A 15,744-nucleotide genomic window follows, 5' to 3' on the forward strand; every position below is an offset into this window, starting at 1 on the left:
CCTCCCATGACGCCCCCCTCCCACCCGACACGCACCGGGGATGGCCGGCGCCGCAGGATTCCACCGCGCTCATGCGGGACCTCCTCTCGCGAACCGCGCCCCGGGAATCCCGGGATGCGGGGTGACGGGGACCCACCCTGGCGTCCCATTTCTCCTTCGGAAAACGCACCTCCGGGAATCCGTTGTGCGATTGCGTCTCAAATTCCGGAGGCTGAGAATCAGACGTAAGGCAGCGAACAGGGAAGGCCCTGGAGCGTCGGCCGGAGCTCAGCGGGCGGGCCCACCATCCTTCCTTGACTCGCCCGGGGGTGCTCTTTAGGTTCAGAGGCTTCCACCGGCTCCCAAGCCAAGAAGGATGTTCCATGGCCCGCGTTACCGTTGAAGACTGCCTCCCCTACGTGGACAACCGGTTCGCGCTGGTGCTGCTGGGCGCCAAGCGCGCGCGCCAGCTGATGGCCGGCGCCCGGCCCATCCTGGAGACCTCCAAGAACAAGCCGCCGGTGCTCGCGCTGCGCGAGGTCGCCACCCAGCGCGTGAAGTTCGACCGCGACGTGCGCGAGGCGCTCTCCGGCAAGTACACCGCCGAGGAAGCCAAGAAGTAGGCGCTAGCCTTCCTTCTTCAGCCCGGCGCCCTCCCCCGTGATGGGAGGGGCCCCGGGCGAGGCGGAAGGCGCGGACGCAAGGCCCTGGGCGCGCATCCACCGCAGCGCCCGGCCGGCGACGGCCTTCTCCCCCTTGTAGCCCAGCGCCGGAATCAGCCCTTCCAGGGGCAACCAGCGCACCTCGTCCACCTCCACGCGCGGCCCCGGCAGCGGCCCCAATTCCCCCGCCTCGTAGCGGAAGAGGAAGAAGTGGACGCGCTTGAAGATGCGCTGCCCCCGGAACTGGTAGACGTAGCGGATCTCCCCCAGGGGCGCGAGCAGCGCCACGGAGAGGCCCGTCTCCTCCCGCACCTCGCGGTGCGCGGTCTGCTCCGGCGTCTCGCCCGGGTCCACGTGCCCCTTGGGCAGCGCCCACAGGTGGCGACCGTGCGGACGGATGACCGCCACCTCCCAGGTGCCGGCGCTGCTGGCCCGGATGACGATGCCTCCTGAGGATGCCTCGCGCGGCATGCCCCCACCCTACCCGAAGCGGAGGCAGGCCGGGCCATCAACCGCCGTGCGCGAAGTGGCGCAGCTTGGCCTCCGCTCCCAGCCGGTACGCATAACGCAGGTCGCCGAGGAGCCGGTCCAACCGCCGGGCCACGACGTGCCCCATCAGCCGCGCGCAGAAGCGGCGCGACACCCGGTTCGCCTCCTCGTAGCGCCAGCGCTCCTCCAACGACAGCCGGGGCTGGTACGCCACGCGGTCGAAGAGGCGCTGGAGGAGCTCCCGGGCCCACCCGACGACGCCCTCGCCCCAGCGGTGCAGCAGGCACACCACGAACTTGTCCACCTCCGCCTGGGCCTCCAGCTCCAGGAGCGACACCGTGCGCTCGTAGTGCGCCGTGTGCGCGACATAGAGGAAGTGGCTGACGCCCTCCGTCACCTGGCAGTAGCCGTCCAGGTCGCCATCCAGGACGGAGCCCAGGGGGCTTGCGTCGTAGCGCTCCAGGCGGGCCAGCAGCGCCGGGGACAGGTAGAGCGCCAGCTCCAGGCCGCCCCGGGCCTCCAGCACCAGCAATTCCTCCGGCGCGCGGCCGGTGCCGCCCAGCAGCGCGGCCGCCTCCGCGTCCACCACGAAGGCCTCCGCGCGCGCCTCGCACCGGAAGCCGTAGATGGCTTCCAGGTGGGCCTGGAGCCGTCCCACCAGCAGCGGGGACTGCGCGGGGTCAGTTCGCAAGCGGCCCCTTGCGCGGCACCCATCCGGCGTCCACCAGCACGCGCTCCAGCCTGTCGCTGCCGGTGCGCACCCAGGACTCGTAGACGCGCAGCGCCCCGGCGGGCCCCGCGCTCACCAGCCCCCGGGCGCTGATCTCCTCCAGCACCTCCACCAGCGACCGGAACTTGTCGCACAGCTCCCGGTACACGCCGGTGAAGCCACCCGCGGGCACCAGCTCCGCGACCTGGCCGTACGCCGCGCCGCCCATCTGGATGTAGTAGTCCGGGCCGACCATCCCCTGCTGCAACGCGCCGGAGAAGAAGCCGACCTTGTAGAGTGACACGTCGCCCAGCCGCCGCAGCGTGCGGATGCGCTCGTCGCGCTCCTGCTGCAGCGCGCGGTGGTACAGCTCCGCCAAGGGCTCATGCTCGCGCCGGCCTTCGGCATCCCGGCTGAACAGCTTGTCGGACGCGGCGAACTCCGCCAGCAGGTTCACCAGGTAGAACTCGGTGGACTCGTTCAGCGCCACCCGCTGCCGCGTCGTCACTTCCAGCAGCAGCTCCCGGAAGAACTCCTTCAGCGAGGAAGAGGACGTCAGAAGTCCGCTCATCGACCACACCTCCCGAGGGTTCCTGGAAGTCGCCCATCGCTTCCAGGGGCTCCACGAACAAGCGTAGCCATGTCGCAGGGCGTCGGCAAAACGCCCCCAAGTCTTATCAAGTACTTACGCTGGCACTCGGGCCCGGGGAGTGCCAACGCGGCGACACTCACACCGGCCTGCCGGGCAGGCGTGGCGAACGAAGAATCTTCCGGGAAAAGCGCAGGCAGGACGGGTGTTTAGCCGCACACCGACCCAAGGACCAACGTCGCTTGACGAGGTGAAGTCCCTGGTTATTATCCGCCGCGACCTGGCGTTAGCACTCACGAGGTGCGAGTGCCAACGCCACCGGCCAACAGGCCCTTTTCTCAACCCCAACGGCATCCCGGTCCGGACCGCAATCCGGGCCGCCAGGCCGTGGTTCACAGGAGCAAGCCATGAAGATTCGTCCCCTGCAGGATCGGCTCATCATCAAGCGCGTCGCCGAGGAGACCAAGACCAAGGGCGGTCTCTTCATCCCCGACACGGCCAAGGAGAAGCCCCTCGAGGGCAAGGTCGTCGCCGTCGGTAACGGCAAGGTGCTGGAGGACGGCAAGGTGCGCGCCATGGACATCAAGGCCGGCGACACCATCCTCTTCAGCAAGTACGCGGGCACGGAGATCAAGCTGGACGGCGAGGATCACCTGATCCTGCGCGAAGAGGACGTGCTGGGCGTCATCGAGAAGTGAAGCCCGCCGCACCCTTTTCCACTCCCAACTTCTAGAGGATTCAGACCATGGCCAAAGACATCATTTTCGAAGTGCGCGCGCGCGACGCCATCCTGCGCGGCGTGAACATCCTGGCCGACGCGGTCAAGGTGACCCTGGGGCCCAAGGGCCGCAACGTCGTCATCGAGAAGAGCTTCGGCTCTCCCACCATCACGAAGGACGGCGTGACGGTGGCGAAGGAAATCGAACTGGAGAACAAGTTCGAGAACATGGGCGCCCAGATGGTCAAGGAGGTCGCGTCCAAGACCTCCGACGTGGCCGGTGACGGCACCACGACGGCCACCGTGCTGGCGCAGGCCATCTTCCGCGAGGGCGCGAAGCTGGTCGCCGCGGGCCACAACCCGATGGACATCAAGCGCGGCATCGACAAGGCCGTCGCCGCCATCACCGCCGAGCTGAAGGTGCTGGCGAAGCCGACCAAGGGCAACAAGGAGATCGCCCAGGTTGGCACCATCTCCGCGAACGGTGACACCACCATCGGCCAGATCATCGCGGACGCGATGGAGAAGGTCGGCAAGGAGGGCGTCATCACGGTCGAGGAGGCCAAGGGCCTTGAGACGACCCTGGACGTCGTCGAGGGCATGCAGTTCGACCGTGGCTACCTGTCCCCGTACTTCGTGACGGATCCGGAGCGCATGGAAGTCGTCCTGCAGGACCCGCTCATCCTCATCCACGAGAAGAAGATCTCGTCGATGAAGGACCTGCTCCCCATCCTGGAGCAGGTGGCGCGCGCCGGTAAGCCCCTGCTGATCATCGCCGAGGAAGTGGAGGGCGAGGCCCTGGCCACCCTGGTGGTGAACAAGATCCGTGGCGTGCTGAACGTGGCCGCCGTGAAGGCGCCCGGCTTCGGCGACCGCCGCAAGGCCATGCTCGAGGACATCGCGACGCTCACCGGCGGTGAGATGATCGCCGAGGACCTGGGCATCAAGCTGGACACGCTGACCATCAACCAGCTGGGCCGCGCCAAGCGCATCACCATCGACAAGGACAACACGACCATTGTCGACGGCGCGGGCAAGCAGGAGACCATCGAAGCGCGCGTGAAGCAGATCCGCACGCAGGTGGAGGACACGTCCAGCGACTACGACCGCGAGAAGCTCCAGGAGCGTCTGGCGAAGCTCGTGGGCGGCGTGGCCGTCATCAACGTGGGCGCCGCGACCGAGACGGAGATGAAGGAGAAGAAGGCCCGCGTGGAGGACGCGCTCAACGCGACCCGCGCGGCCGTCGAGGAGGGCGTGGTGCCCGGCGGCGGCGTCGCCTACATCCGCTGCCTCAAGGCGCTGGACGGCCTGAAGCTGCTGGAGGGTGAGAAGTCCGGCGTGGACATCATCCGCCGCTCCGTCGAGGAGCCCCTGCGTCAGATCGTCGGCAACGGCGGCCTGGAGGGCAGCGTGGTGGTGAACAAGGTCAAGGAGGGCACGGGCGCCTACGGCTTCAACGCCGCGACCGGGACCTACGAGGACCTGCTGGCCGCGGGCGTCATCGACCCGGCCAAGGTGAGCCGCACCGCGCTGCAGAACGCCGCGTCGGTCGCCTCGCTGATGCTGACCACGGAGGCCATGGTCGCCGAGCGTCCGAAGGCGGACGACGACAAGGGCGGCGGCGGCGGTGGTGGCATGGGCGGCATGGGTGGCATGGGCGGTATGGGCGGCATGGGCATGTAGTCGCCCTCCCCTCCCCTTCGTTCCACGGGGATGGGAATCGGTTGAACCCGGTGGCCTCCGGCACCCTTTTCGGGTTCCGGGGGCCGTCGTGTTTCAAGGGGCCAGGCGCACGCCGCCGTGGCAGGCCGCGCAACCGGCCCTTACTCTTGGCATCTGGACCGACGTAGGACTCACAGCCCTTGAAGGAGGATTCCGTGAAGCCCGTGAAGATCTACACGACGACCTATTGTGGCTTTTGCGTGCGCGCGAAGGACCTGCTCAAGCGCAAGGGCGTGGACTACACCGAAGTGGACGTCACCGGGAATGACGAGGAGCGCGCGAAGCTGGTGGAGATGAGCAACGGCCAGCGCACCGTGCCGCAGATCTTCATCGGGGACACGCACGTGGGCGGCTATTCCGACCTGGCGGAGCTGGACCGGCAGAAGAAGCTGGACCCGATGCTCAGCGCCTGAGGGCAGCCGGGCGAGCGGGCCCCGGGTTCGGGCCCGCCCGCGCCTGCCGCCGTGCCTACTTTCTCCCCATTGGAATCCACCCCTTTGACGGGAGGAACACATGGCGGGCGGACAGGCGGTAACGGGAACCCGGGACGAGCATCACGACCTCATCAGCACGCTCTACCACCTGCTCAAGGGCGCGTCGGTGAGCGAGCAGTACCTGCGTGACGCGGAGACCGCGGGCGACCAGGAGCTGGCGCAGTTGTTCCGCGACTGGCAGGACGAGCAGCGCAACCTGGCCGAGCGCGCGAAGAACCTGCTGGGCGCGCGCATGATGAACGCGCAGGCCGGCACCGGCCGCGCGGCGCCCGCGAAGGGCAAGGGCAAGGCGAAGGGCACCACCGCGGATCAACAGGTGCCCACGCGCGAGGTGAAGGGCCCGACGAACGCCAGCGTGAAGTCCGGCGGCGGCCCGGGCGACGACCCGGGGGATGAGGAGTCCATGGAGTCCTTCCCCGCGAGCGACGCACCCTCGAAGTACTGACGCGCACGGCCAGGAAGGCAGAGGGGCACGACGTCCCTGGTTGGGGTGGGCGTGCCTCCTTCTGTCCTCGTCCTGTCTTCACCTTCAACGGACGATTCCGAGTCCACTTCTTCCTCTTGCCCCCTGTGTCCAGTCGCCCCTAAACAGGCGGAACGAGGGCGGGGAGGGGTGCTTTTGCCCCCCGCGACCCGTGCGATGAGGGGTGAAGGACCATGATTGACAGACCGGATGTCACCGAAACCGTGCAGGCGGAGCGCGAAGGCCAGGCCACGCGCGTCCCCCTCCACGAGTGGACGGTGGAGGTCGTGGGGGGTCCGGACAAGGGCAAGAAGGTGACCACCCGGGACTCGCTGGTGCGCGTCGGTTCCGACGCCGCGGGCGACCTGGTCCTGAGCGATCCGACGGTGAGCCGCCGCCACCTGGAAGTGGAGCGGCTGCCGCAGGGCCTGCTGCTGCGCGACCTGGGCAGCCGCAACGGCACGTTCCTCGACGGGCGCCGGGTGCTCCAGGCCTTCGTCACCAGCGGCGACAAGATGGAGCTGGGCAAGACGAAGCTCGCGGTGAAGCTGGCCGCCCGCGCGACGGAGGTGGAGGTCACCGGCACGGAGTCCTTCGGGCAGCTCGTCGGCAGCTCGGAGAAGATGCGCTGGGTCTTCACGGAATTGCGCCGCATCGCGCGCGAGGACATGAACCTGCTCGTCGAGGGCGAAACAGGCACCGGCAAGGAGCTGGCCGCCCGCGCGGTGCACCAGCACTCGCTGCGCCGCCACGGCGCCTTCAAGGTCGTCGACTGCAACCTCATCTCCGAGGAGAAGGCGGAGCGCGAGCTGTTCGGCGGCCTGCGCGCCGGGGAGCACGAGGACAAGGGCGCGCGCGGCATCTTCGAGGCGGCGCGGGGCGGCACCCTCTTCCTGGATGAAGTGGGCGAGCTGCCCCTGTCCGTGCAGGGCAAGCTGTTGCGCGTGCTGGAGACGCGCGAGGTGCCCTCGCTGGACGGCCAGCCGGTGGCGGTGGACGTGCGCGTCATCGCCTCCACGCACCGCAACCTGGAGGAGGACGTGCGCCAGGGCCGCTTCCGCGCGGACCTCTACTTCCGGCTCGCGGTGGCGCGCGTGCGGCTGCCGCCCCTGCGCACCCGGCGCGACGACATCCCCACCCTGTCGCAGGCGCTGTCGCGCGGCATGAAGGCGTCGCTGGAGTTGACGCCCCAGACGCTGGCGCTCTTCGAGGGCTACGACTGGCCGGGCAACGTGCGCGAGCTGCGCAACGTGCTGGAGCGCGGCGCCCTGATGCAGGAGACGGGCAACACCAGCTGGCTGGACTTCCTGGCGCACACGCCCAAGCGCACGGAAGGGGCCGAGCCCGCCACCAACGTGGCCGCCATCGTCAGCGGCATGCCGTACCACGAGGCGAAGGACCGGGTGCTCGCGGACTTCGAGCGCCTGTACTTCGCGGAGATCATGCGCGAGGTGGCCTTCGACATGAAGGCCGCGGAGCAGCGCACGGGCCTCTCCATGCAGAGCCTCTATCGTCTGTTGAAGAAGAACGGGCTTCGTCTCAAGGACCTCAAGAACGCCGAGGGCCTGGAGAAGTAAGAGCCCCGCCGCAGTCCCCAGTCCCCTCAAACTCCAACCGGGAGAACCCCTCACCATGCTGAGACATCTCGCCGTTGCCTCCGTCGTCCTCACCGCCGCCTGTGCCGGTCAGCAGAAGACCGGTGACGCCCCCGCCGAAGGTCAGAAGCAGCTGACGAAGGAAGAGCGGCTGCGCATCACCAACCAGCCTCCCTTCGACCTGGCGTCCTGCTTCCCGCGCGAGCAGACCCTGCCGGCGCCCGCCAACGAGGGCGTCCTCGTGGGCGCGCTCCTGAGCGTCCGCCCGGACGTGCTGGAATGTCTGGTGGACCCGGCCCACCGCGGCCCCGCGGCCGCCACCAAGGTGACGGTGAAGACGACCGTCAACGCCCAGGGCGGCACGCACGCCATCACCGGTGAGAACCTCACGCCGGCCGGCACGCAGTGCGTCCAGCAGGTGCTGGACACGCACGTGAAGCCCGCGCCGCTGGCGGCGGACGCCAAGCCGGTGGAGGCCACGTACGCCTACGACCACACCACCGCCAACAACCCCTCCGTCACCATGGGCATCAACGAGGGCTCGGACTTCTCCGGCACGGTGCGTCTGGCGGAGAAGAGCTGGTGCGAGTGCTTCAACAACTTCAAGGCCACCACGCCGCCGGTGCTGGCCGCCGACATCCACATCATGCAGGGCCAGCCGAACCCCACCGAGGTGAAGTTCAAGCCCTCCGGCAGCACCGAGGGCGACCAGCTCGCCTCCTGTCTGCAGGCGAAGGTCGCGGCGATGCCCGCGAAGTCCTCCAGCGAGCTGAAGTTCCCCTTCCGCTTCGTCTTCTTCAACTCGCAGGCCCCGGTGGAGACCGCCGCCAGCCTGCCGCCGGAGCTGCGCTTCTTCCAGTTGGAGCTGGCGCGCACCCAGTCCGCCGCGGCGTCCGCCATCACCTTCGGCGCGCGCACCAACGCGGCGGAGACGTATGACGCCGTCGTGCAGAAGTATTCCAAGACGAAGGACTACCGGCTCTTCGACGAGCTGTCCTCCAAGTGCACCGCGCTGGTGGAGTCCGCCACCGCGTGGGTGACGGCGCTCAAGGCGCAGGAGACGGTGGACCAGACGACGCTCGCGCTGGTGCAGGAGCTGAAGGCCAAGGAGGAGAGCTGGGCCCCGGTGGAGACGGCCAGCCAGGAGGCCCTCACCAACACCCAGAAGGACCTGTCGGCCGCCCAGCAGCGTCTGGCCGCGGACCAGGGCGCGTGCCCGAAGAAGAGCTACAACGCCCCCGCCAAGAAGAAGTAGGCGCGCAAGGCGACAGCCGCCCGCGTGAAGGCGGGCGGCTGGAAATGAAACGGGCGCTCCGGGGAACTTCCCGGGGCGCCCGTCTTCTTTCCGCCTTCGCCGGCCCGGTGCTTAAGAGGCGGCGGGGACCTTGTCGTCGTTGTGCGCGGAGGCCTCGCGCATCTTCACGCTGACGAGCTTGGAGATGCCGGGCTCCTCCATGGTGACGCCGTACAGCGTGTCGGCGATCTCCATGGTGCGCTTGTTGTGGGTGATGAGGATGAACTGCGACTGGCTGCTCATCTCCTTCACCATGTCGTTGTAGCGGCCCACGTTGCCTTCATCCAACGGGGCGTCGACCTCGTCCAGGAGGCAGAAGGGCGTCGGCTTGATGAGGAAGATGCCGAAGATGAGCGCCACGGCGGTGAGCGCCTTCTCGCCGCCGGACAGCAGGTTGACGCTCTGAAGCTTCTTGCCCGGGGGCTGGGCGACGATCTCCACGCCCGGCTCGCCGTTGGGGCCTTCCTGGGTGAGGATGAGGCTGGCCCGGCCGCCGCCGAACAGGCGCGGGAAGATGGCCTGGAACTTCTCGTTCACCACGTCGAAGGTCTGCTTGAAGCGCTCGCGGCTCGTCGCGTCGATGCGGACGATGGCCTCGCGCAGCTGGCTGATGGACGCCTGGAGGTCCTGGCGCTGCGCGGACAGGAAGTCGAAGCGCTTGGACAGCTCCGCGTGCTCGTCGATGGCGGTGAGGTTGATCTCCCCCATCTTCTCCACCTGGGCGCGCAGGTCCTTGAGCTCCCCTTCCACCTCCGCGGAGAGCGTGGGCAGCAGGTGGTACTGGTGCAGCTCCGTCGCCAGCTCCAGCTGGTAGCGCTCGCGGATGCCGGCGGCCAGGTGCTCCAGCTCCAGGGCGATCTCCTTCTCGCGCAGCGAAATCTGGGACAGGCCCTGCATCAGCTCATCCAGCCGGCCGCGCAGCTCGCGGAAGGCGGTGTCCTGCTCGCGCACCTCGGTGGTGGCGCTGGCGTGCGCGGTGCGGCGCGTCTCCAGGGCCTCCGCGGCCACGCGGTGCTCCTCCGCCCGCTGCTCCCGGGTGGACTCCAGCTCCGCGAGCCGGCGCTCCAGGGCCTCCACCTTGGCGCGGCCTTCCGTGGAAGAGCCCTGGAGGCGGCTGGTGCGCGCCTCCATGTCCCGGCGCTGCGCGACCAGGCTCTCCAGCTCCTTGCGCGCGGACTCACCGCGCTCGCTGCCGGCAGCCACCTTCACGCGCAGGCCCATCAGGTCCGAGGACGCCGTGTCCGCGCGCTGGCGCAGGCCCTCCAGCTCCCCGGCGTACTGGCGCACGCGCTCCTCGCGCGCCTCGCGGTCCGCCTGGCCGTGGGCCACCTCGCCCCGGCTGGACTCCTCCTCGTTGGTGAGCGCGGTGTGGCTCTGGGCCAGCTGCCCCTCCTCGCCCTCCAGCGAGCGCAGCCGCTCGCGCACCTTGGACAGGTCCTCGCTCGCCTTGTGGAGGTCCTTCTCCTGGCTGGCCAGGTTGACCTCCTCCGCGTGCTGCTCCTTGCCCAGGCCCTTGAGGACGGCCTCCGCCTGCCCCATCTGCTTCTGGAGCGTGTAGTGGCGGGTCAAAATCTCGTTGTAGCGCTCCTCCACCCGGGCCACTTCGGACGCCAGCTCCGCGATCTCACGCTTCTTCTGGAGCGCGCCCACCGCAGCGCCCTCGCGCTCACCGCCGGTGATGGTGCCGTCGGCGCGGAAGACTTCGCCCTCCAGCGTCACCAGCGTGCAGGGCACGGGGGTGGCCTCCGCGTACTCGCGGGCGGCCAGCAGGTCCTGGACGATGACCACGTCCCCCAGGAGCAGCCGCATCACCGGCTCCAGCGCGGGCTCGCAGGAGACCTCACGCAGCGCGTGCGCGAGGACGCCCGGGCGCGACAGGTCCGGCTCCACCACGGCGCGCAGCGCGTCGCCGGTGGGCACGGGCAGGAAGGTGCCCCGCCCTTCCGCGTGGCCCTTCAGGTACTCCACCAGCTCCAGGCCCTTGTCGCGGCTGTCGACGATGACGTGCTGGAGCCGCTCACCCAGGGCGGCCTCCACCGCGCGCTCGTAGCGCGGCGACGTCACCGTGAGCACGTCGGCCACCAGACCGAAGATGCCCTGGTCCCGGGCCGCTTCCGCCGCGCGCACCATGACGGCGCGCACGCCCCGGTCGAAGCCGTCGTAGTTCTTCTGGATGTCCTCCAGGGAGGACAGGCGGCTTCTCTTGTCGCTCAGCTCCTCGCGCAGCGCGATGACCTGGACCTCGTTCTCCGTGAAGGCCTCGCGCGTGCGGGTGAGGGCCTCCTCCTCCTGGCCCCGGCGCTCGGCCAGTTCGGACGCCAGGTGGCGGGTGTCCTCCACGTGGCGGGCCGCCTGCGTGCGCACACTGTCCAGTTCCTGCTCCTGGGCGCGCAGGGCCTCCACCTCGCCGGACAGCTTGGCGCGGCGGGCCTCCAGGTCGGTGCGCTGGCGCGCCAGGTTGGTCAGGTTGCTCTCGTGGTTCGCCAGCCGCGTGGCCACGGCGACCAGCCCCGCCCGCTCCTGCTCCAGGCGCAGCGAGATTTCCGTCTGGAGCACGGAGACGCGGCGCTGCTCCTCCAGGGCCACCGCCATGGCCACTTCGTCTTCCTTGTACGACCCGGCGATGCCCGACAGCTCCGCCTCGCGGGCCGTCATGGTCGCCACCATCTCCGCCTGCCGCGCGAGCAGTCCGTCCAGCTCCGCCTGCGCCTGCGCCACGCGGGTGCTGGTCTCCTCGAAGTCGCGCCGGCCGTACGCCAGTTCCTGCGCGTCGCGCTGCGCGGCGCTCTCCAGCGCGTGCACCTCGCCCGCGAACTGCTGGAGCGCCGCCCCTTCCGCGTCCAGCTCCGCGCGGCGCCGGGTGATGACCTCCTCCAGCTCCTTGACCCGGTCCAGGCCCTCGCGCTCCTCGCCGCCCAGGTTCTCCAGCCGCGACTGGAGCACGCGCTTCTCCGCCATCAGCTCCAGCGAGCGGTGGCTGGCCGAGTGCAGATCAATCTCCCGCATGCGCGCCTTGAGCTTGCGGTACTTCTCCGCCTTCTTCGCCTGCTTCGACAGCGTGTCGAGCCGCTTCTCCAGCTCGCCCGTGATGTCGTTGACGCGCAGGAGGTTGGCCTCGGTGGCCTCCATCTTGCGTTCGGCGGCCTTGCGGCGGGCCTTGTACTTGGTGACGCCCGCGGCCTCCTCCAACAGGTGCCGGCGGTCCTCCGGCTTGCTGGAGACGATGAGGCCCACGCGGCCCTGCTCGATGATGGAGTAGGCCTTGGTGCCCACGCCCGTGCCCAGGAACAGCTCCGTGATGTCCAGCAGGCGGCAGACGGTCTTGTTGATGAGGTACTCGGAGTCGCCGTTGCGGAACAGGCGCCGCGTGACGGTGATTTCGGAGTAGCCCTGGTACTGCGGCGACAGCGTGTCCGTGTCATCCACCAGGAAGGTGAGCGACACCTCCGCCATGGACAGGGGCGGCTTGTTCTCCGAGCCGTTGAAGATGACGTCTTCCATGCCCCGGCCGCGCAGGTTCTTCGCGCTCTGCTCGCCCATCACCCAGCGGATGGCGTCCACGACGTTGGATTTGCCACACCCGTTGGGGCCGACGACGCCGGTGACGCCTTCGTCGAACGAGAAGACGCTCCGCTCCATGAACGACTTGAAGCCGGTGATGTCCAGGCGCTTGATTCGCATGCCAGCGAGCTCCCTACGAGGCGACGGTGAGGCGGAGTGAAAACACGCGCGGGGCCGGAAAATCGGCTCCGCAGCGATCGGCAGGAGTACCAGCCACCCCACCGGTGATCAAGGGTGACACTGCACCGCGTGACCCTACGTCCAGTGCTACAGGTTGGCGGGCGAGCAGCCTCGCACCACCCTTGCAAAGCAGCCAACCCACCCTACCTTTCATTCCATCTTTCTGGAGGCGTCCTACGTTTCAGCCCTTGCTAGCCCTGTCGCTCCTCGTGGGCGCGTCCCCGACGTCCCAGGTAGCACCCCGGTCTGACATGGTGGTGGCGGCCACGCCGGCCCCCTGTCCGAACCCCTGGTTTCCCATGGAGGAGGGGCTGGCGCTGACCTACCGCGCCGGCCGGTCCTCGGAGCTCGTCCTGACGACGAAGGACGTCGCGCCGGCCCCGGACGGGACGGTGAAGGCCACGCTCGCGGTGAGCCTCAAGGGCCGCAGCGGGCAGACGGACCTCACCTGTGACGCCGCGGGCGTGCGCACCGGCCTGGGCGGCCTGGAGGGCACGCTCCTGTCCGCGTCCGGCATGGACGTGCAGGTGGTGAGCGCGGAGGGGGCCGCCGTGCCTGCTCCCTCGGTGATGGTGCCGGGTGGGACGTGGAAGAACAGCCTGTCGGTGAAGCTCCAGCCGCCGGCGAAGAAGGGCGGCCTGCGCCCCACCATCGCCACCACCTTCGACAAGGAGGCCACGGTGCTGGGCGAGGAGGAGATCACCGTCCAGGGCGGCACCTTCAAGGCGCTGAAGATCAAGAACATCACCACGGCCCGCGCCAGCCGCCCCGGTTCGGAGGGGCGCTCCATGGAGAGCCTGATGTGGTTCGCGCCGGACGTCGGCATCATCAAGCTGACGACCGACGGCGAAACCAACCTGGAGCTGCTCAAGGTGGACCGGCCCAACGCCAAGGTGCAGCCGGCCGCGCTGAAGGGCGCGAAGAAGAAGGCCCGGGCCACCAAGGGCTGAGAGGCCCCAAAGCCGCCTCGCTAGGCGGTCTCCGACGGACGGCTGCCCGCGGGCGCGGTGGCGGCGGGGCGCGACTGCGGCTCCACCGTCACGCGCACGACGCGCGGCCCGTCCACCTCCTCCACGAGGATGCGCCACATGTCGAGCTTGAGGCTGTCGCCCTTCTCCGGCACCCGGCCCAGCTTCGTCATCAGGTAGCCGGCGATGGTGGTGACCTCGCCCTTCTCCTCGTCGCTCAGGTCGAAGTCCACGTCCAGCTGCGCTTCCAGGTCGTCCAGCTGCGCGGTGCCCGGCAGCTCGAAGCGGCCGCCCGGCAGCGCCCGGACCTCCTCCACGCGCCGCCCCAGCTCCGCCACGTCGCCCACCACCTCCGACACCACGTCCGCGATGGTGACGAGGCCGGACGTACCGCCGTGCTCGTCCACCACCATGGCGATCTGCCGGCGCCGACGCCGGAACTCCGCCAGCAGCTGCTCCAGCGTCGCGTTCTCCGGGATGAAGAGCACCGGCCGCTGCACCTGGGACAGGCTTCTCAGCTCCCCGCGCGACAGGAGGAAGAACAGGTCCTTCACGTTGACCACGCCCTCGACCGCGTCGAGGTTGCCCCGGCACACCGGCAGCCACGTGTGGCCGGACGCGCGCGCGTCCACCACGTTCTTGTCCAGCGGCTCCTCCACGTCCAGGTAGCGCACCTGGTTGCGGGGGACCATCACCTGCCGCGCCGTCTTCTGCGCCATCTCCAGCGCGCGCTCCAGGAGCTCCGCGCGCGCCGTGGTGATGGCGCCCGCCTGCGCGGAGGAGTGCAGGATGACGCGCAGCTCCTCCTCGCTCGTGGCCTCGTGGGCTTCACCGGCCGAGTGCAGGCCGAAGGCCTTGAGCACCAGCGACGCCAGCCAGTTGAGCAGCCGGATGGCCGGGTAGAACAGGAAGTAGAACGCGCGCATGGGCAGCGCGACCGCGAGCGTCGTCTGCTCGGCGCGCTGGATGGCGAGGCTCTTGGGCGCCAGCTCCCCCAGCACGATGTGCAGGAACGTGATGATGCTGAAGGCGATGACGACCGCGGCGCTGTGCGCGAGCGTGGACGCGGAGCCCTCCGGCACGATGCGCGTCAGCACCGGCTCCAGCAGGTGCGCGAACGCGGGCTCACCCAGCCAGCCCAGGCCCAGCGACGCGAGCGTGATGCCGAACTGCGTGGCGGACAGGTACGCGTCCAGCTCGCTGACCATCTTCAGGGCCTGGCTGGCGCCGGGCGTGCCCTCGTCCACCAGGGACTGCAGGCGCGTGGCGCGTATCTTCACGATGGCGAACTCCGTCGCGACGAAGAAACCGTTCGCGACGACCAGCAGCAGCGCCAGCCCCAGGAAAACCCATTCCATGTTGTGTTTCCCTCAGAAGAGGGCTTCGAAGTCCGGATCGCCCTTGAGCACGTCGAACATGGGGTCGGCGGACAGCCACCCCAGGACCTTCTGACGGTCCGCCGCCAGCGCCTTCTGCAGGTACTGGACGGAGTCCTTCGGACGGCCCCACAGCGCGTACAGCGCCGCCAGGTTGTAGTTGAGCAACAGGTCTTCCGCATTCAACGCCCGGGCGCGCTCGTAGGCGCGCTCCGCTTCGGCGTAGAAGCCCTTCTGGGCGTAGCAGATGCCCAGGTCCAGCTGCGCCTCGAAGTTGTCCGGCTCCAGCCGCACCACTTCCTTCAGCTGCGTGATGGAGGAGCGGTAGTCGCCCTCGTCCATCATCAGCGCCGCCAGCTCATGCCGGGGGAAGGCATCCTGCGGATCCAGTTCGATGGCGGACTGGAGCTCTCGCATCGCCTCCTCCACCCGGCCCTGATCCGCGTACGTGAGGCCCAGGTTGAGGTGGGCGTCCGGGTACTCCGGATCCAGCTCGATGGCCTCCTTGTACTCCTCCACGGCCATCTCGCTGGCGTGGGTGGAGAGGAAGCAGGCCAGGTTGTAGTGCGCGGTGGCGCTCTCCGGCTCCAGCTTCAGCGCGGTGAGGTACTCGCCCAGCGCCTCGCGGAACTGCTTCTTCTCCGCGTAGACCGTGGCCAGGTTGTCGTGCGCGTGCGCCGACGTGGGGTCCAGGTCGATGGCCTTCCGGAACTCCTTGATGGCCTCGTCCAGCCAGCCCCGGTCCGCCAGCTCGATGCCGCGGGTGTTGTGCTCATCGGACAGAGCAATGTTGTCCTTTTCCCGGGCCATGGAGCGCGCGGCAATCTACGCGTCGCTCAATCACCCGTGCAAGGTAGAGTTTCCCCTTGCCCATGCGCCACGCCGCCCTGCTGCTCCTCCTGACGCTCGCCGCCTGCCATCCGCGCCCGGTCACCCCCACCGCCC

The 15,744-nt window shown here is 69.2% G+C and carries 14 protein-coding genes; 8 read left to right on the plus strand and 6 right to left on the minus strand.

Going from position 1 to position 15,744, the window contains the following annotated elements; all coding sequences use genetic code 11:
- Window positions 1-362 precede the first annotated feature (362 nt).
- Window positions 363-602: a DNA-directed RNA polymerase subunit omega gene (rpoZ, locus tag D7Y13_RS25350; protein WP_120531319.1), complete on the plus strand. Its 240-nt coding sequence runs from the start codon at window positions 363-365 to the stop codon at window positions 600-602.
- Window positions 603-605: 3 nt separating this feature from the next.
- Here rpoZ and D7Y13_RS25355 read toward each other — a convergent pair whose 3' ends face one another.
- From D7Y13_RS25355 to D7Y13_RS25365, 3 genes are read right to left on the minus strand one after another with little or no spacing between them, the layout of a single operon-like run.
- The gene (locus tag D7Y13_RS25355) at window positions 606-1,112 is read right to left on the minus strand and encodes an NUDIX hydrolase (RefSeq protein WP_120531320.1); all 507 of its coding nucleotides are present in this window, start codon (window positions 1,110-1,112) and stop codon (window positions 606-608) included.
- A 37-nt stretch (window positions 1,113-1,149) separates the two neighbouring features.
- On the minus strand, window positions 1,150-1,791 hold the full coding sequence (locus tag D7Y13_RS25360; protein ID WP_120531337.1) for a hypothetical protein: 642 nt from the start codon (window positions 1,789-1,791) through the stop codon (window positions 1,150-1,152).
- Window positions 1,792-1,810: 19 nt separating this feature from the next.
- Window positions 1,811-2,410: a hypothetical protein gene (locus D7Y13_RS25365; protein ID WP_120531321.1), complete on the minus strand. Its 600-nt coding sequence runs from the start codon at window positions 2,408-2,410 to the stop codon at window positions 1,811-1,813.
- Between the two features lie 425 nt (window positions 2,411-2,835).
- Between D7Y13_RS25365 and groES the strand changes: the two genes are divergently transcribed.
- The 6 genes from groES to D7Y13_RS25395 all read left to right on the plus strand — a co-directional run bounded on the left by groES (window position 2,836) and on the right by D7Y13_RS25395 (window position 8,675).
- Window positions 2,836-3,126, plus strand: a complete 291-nt coding sequence (groES, locus tag D7Y13_RS25370; protein WP_120531322.1) for a co-chaperone GroES — start codon at window positions 2,836-2,838, stop codon at window positions 3,124-3,126.
- A 47-nt stretch (window positions 3,127-3,173) separates the two neighbouring features.
- The gene (gene groL / locus D7Y13_RS25375; RefSeq protein ID WP_120585194.1) at window positions 3,174-4,829 is read left to right on the plus strand and encodes a chaperonin GroEL; all 1,656 of its coding nucleotides are present in this window, start codon (window positions 3,174-3,176) and stop codon (window positions 4,827-4,829) included.
- A gap of 194 nt (window positions 4,830-5,023) precedes the next feature.
- Window positions 5,024-5,281: a glutaredoxin 3 gene (gene grxC, locus D7Y13_RS25380; protein WP_120531338.1), complete on the plus strand. Its 258-nt coding sequence runs from the start codon at window positions 5,024-5,026 to the stop codon at window positions 5,279-5,281.
- Between the two features lie 100 nt (window positions 5,282-5,381).
- On the plus strand, window positions 5,382-5,807 hold the full coding sequence (locus D7Y13_RS25385) for a hypothetical protein (protein WP_120531324.1): 426 nt from the start codon (window positions 5,382-5,384) through the stop codon (window positions 5,805-5,807).
- Window positions 5,808-6,019: 212 nt separating this feature from the next.
- Complete coding sequence (locus D7Y13_RS25390) at window positions 6,020-7,402, plus strand: FHA and sigma-54 interaction domain-containing protein (protein ID WP_120531325.1); 1,383 nt, start codon at window positions 6,020-6,022, stop codon at window positions 7,400-7,402.
- A 55-nt stretch (window positions 7,403-7,457) separates the two neighbouring features.
- Window positions 7,458-8,675, plus strand: coding sequence for a hypothetical protein (locus D7Y13_RS25395; RefSeq protein WP_120531326.1), 1,218 nt, complete (start codon window positions 7,458-7,460; stop codon window positions 8,673-8,675).
- Between the two features lie 111 nt (window positions 8,676-8,786).
- Here D7Y13_RS25395 and smc read toward each other — a convergent pair whose 3' ends face one another.
- Entirely contained in the window at window positions 8,787-12,395 is a 3,609-nt protein-coding gene (gene smc / locus D7Y13_RS25400; RefSeq protein ID WP_120531327.1) for a chromosome segregation protein SMC, read from the minus strand.
- A 311-nt stretch (window positions 12,396-12,706) separates the two neighbouring features.
- Between smc and D7Y13_RS25405 the strand changes: the two genes are divergently transcribed.
- Window positions 12,707-13,405, plus strand: coding sequence for a DUF3108 domain-containing protein (locus D7Y13_RS25405; protein ID WP_120585195.1), 699 nt, complete (start codon window positions 12,707-12,709; stop codon window positions 13,403-13,405).
- Between the two features lie 20 nt (window positions 13,406-13,425).
- On the opposite strand, the gene D7Y13_RS25410 is transcribed toward D7Y13_RS25405, so the two are convergent.
- Together D7Y13_RS25410 and D7Y13_RS25415 are read right to left on the minus strand one after the other, a co-directional pair.
- Complete coding sequence (locus tag D7Y13_RS25410; RefSeq protein WP_120531329.1) at window positions 13,426-14,781, minus strand: hemolysin family protein; 1,356 nt, start codon at window positions 14,779-14,781, stop codon at window positions 13,426-13,428.
- A gap of 12 nt (window positions 14,782-14,793) precedes the next feature.
- Window positions 14,794-15,609: a tetratricopeptide repeat protein gene (locus D7Y13_RS25415; protein WP_120531330.1), complete on the minus strand. Its 816-nt coding sequence runs from the start codon at window positions 15,607-15,609 to the stop codon at window positions 14,794-14,796.
- Between the last annotated feature and the right edge of the window lie 135 nt (window positions 15,610-15,744).

Source organism: Corallococcus praedator (genome assembly GCF_003612125.1).
GTDB classification, from domain to species: Bacteria; Myxococcota; Myxococcia; order Myxococcales; family Myxococcaceae; genus Corallococcus; species Corallococcus praedator.

Coding starts and splice junctions, on each gene's coding strand:
- D7Y13_RS25410 (WP_120531329.1), bottom strand. CDS start 14,781: ATGGAATGGGTTTTCCTGGGGCTGGCGCTGCTGCTGGTCGTCGCGAAC.
- D7Y13_RS25355 (WP_120531320.1), bottom strand. CDS start 1,112: ATGCCGCGCGAGGCATCCTCAGGAGGCATCGTCATCCGGGCCAGCAGC.
- D7Y13_RS25385 (WP_120531324.1), top strand. CDS start 5,382: ATGGCGGGCGGACAGGCGGTAACGGGAACCCGGGACGAGCATCACGAC.
- D7Y13_RS25415 (WP_120531330.1), bottom strand. CDS start 15,609: ATGGCCCGGGAAAAGGACAACATTGCTCTGTCCGATGAGCACAACACC.
- D7Y13_RS25365 (WP_120531321.1), bottom strand. CDS start 2,410: ATGAGCGGACTTCTGACGTCCTCTTCCTCGCTGAAGGAGTTCTTCCGG.
- D7Y13_RS25405 (WP_120585195.1), top strand. CDS start 12,707: ATGGTGGTGGCGGCCACGCCGGCCCCCTGTCCGAACCCCTGGTTTCCC.
- D7Y13_RS25395 (WP_120531326.1), top strand. CDS start 7,458: ATGCTGAGACATCTCGCCGTTGCCTCCGTCGTCCTCACCGCCGCCTGT.
- smc (WP_120531327.1), bottom strand. CDS start 12,395: ATGCGAATCAAGCGCCTGGACATCACCGGCTTCAAGTCGTTCATGGAG.
- D7Y13_RS25390 (WP_120531325.1), top strand. CDS start 6,020: ATGATTGACAGACCGGATGTCACCGAAACCGTGCAGGCGGAGCGCGAA.
- rpoZ (WP_120531319.1), top strand. CDS start 363: ATGGCCCGCGTTACCGTTGAAGACTGCCTCCCCTACGTGGACAACCGG.
- groL (WP_120585194.1), top strand. CDS start 3,174: ATGGCCAAAGACATCATTTTCGAAGTGCGCGCGCGCGACGCCATCCTG.
- groES (WP_120531322.1), top strand. CDS start 2,836: ATGAAGATTCGTCCCCTGCAGGATCGGCTCATCATCAAGCGCGTCGCC.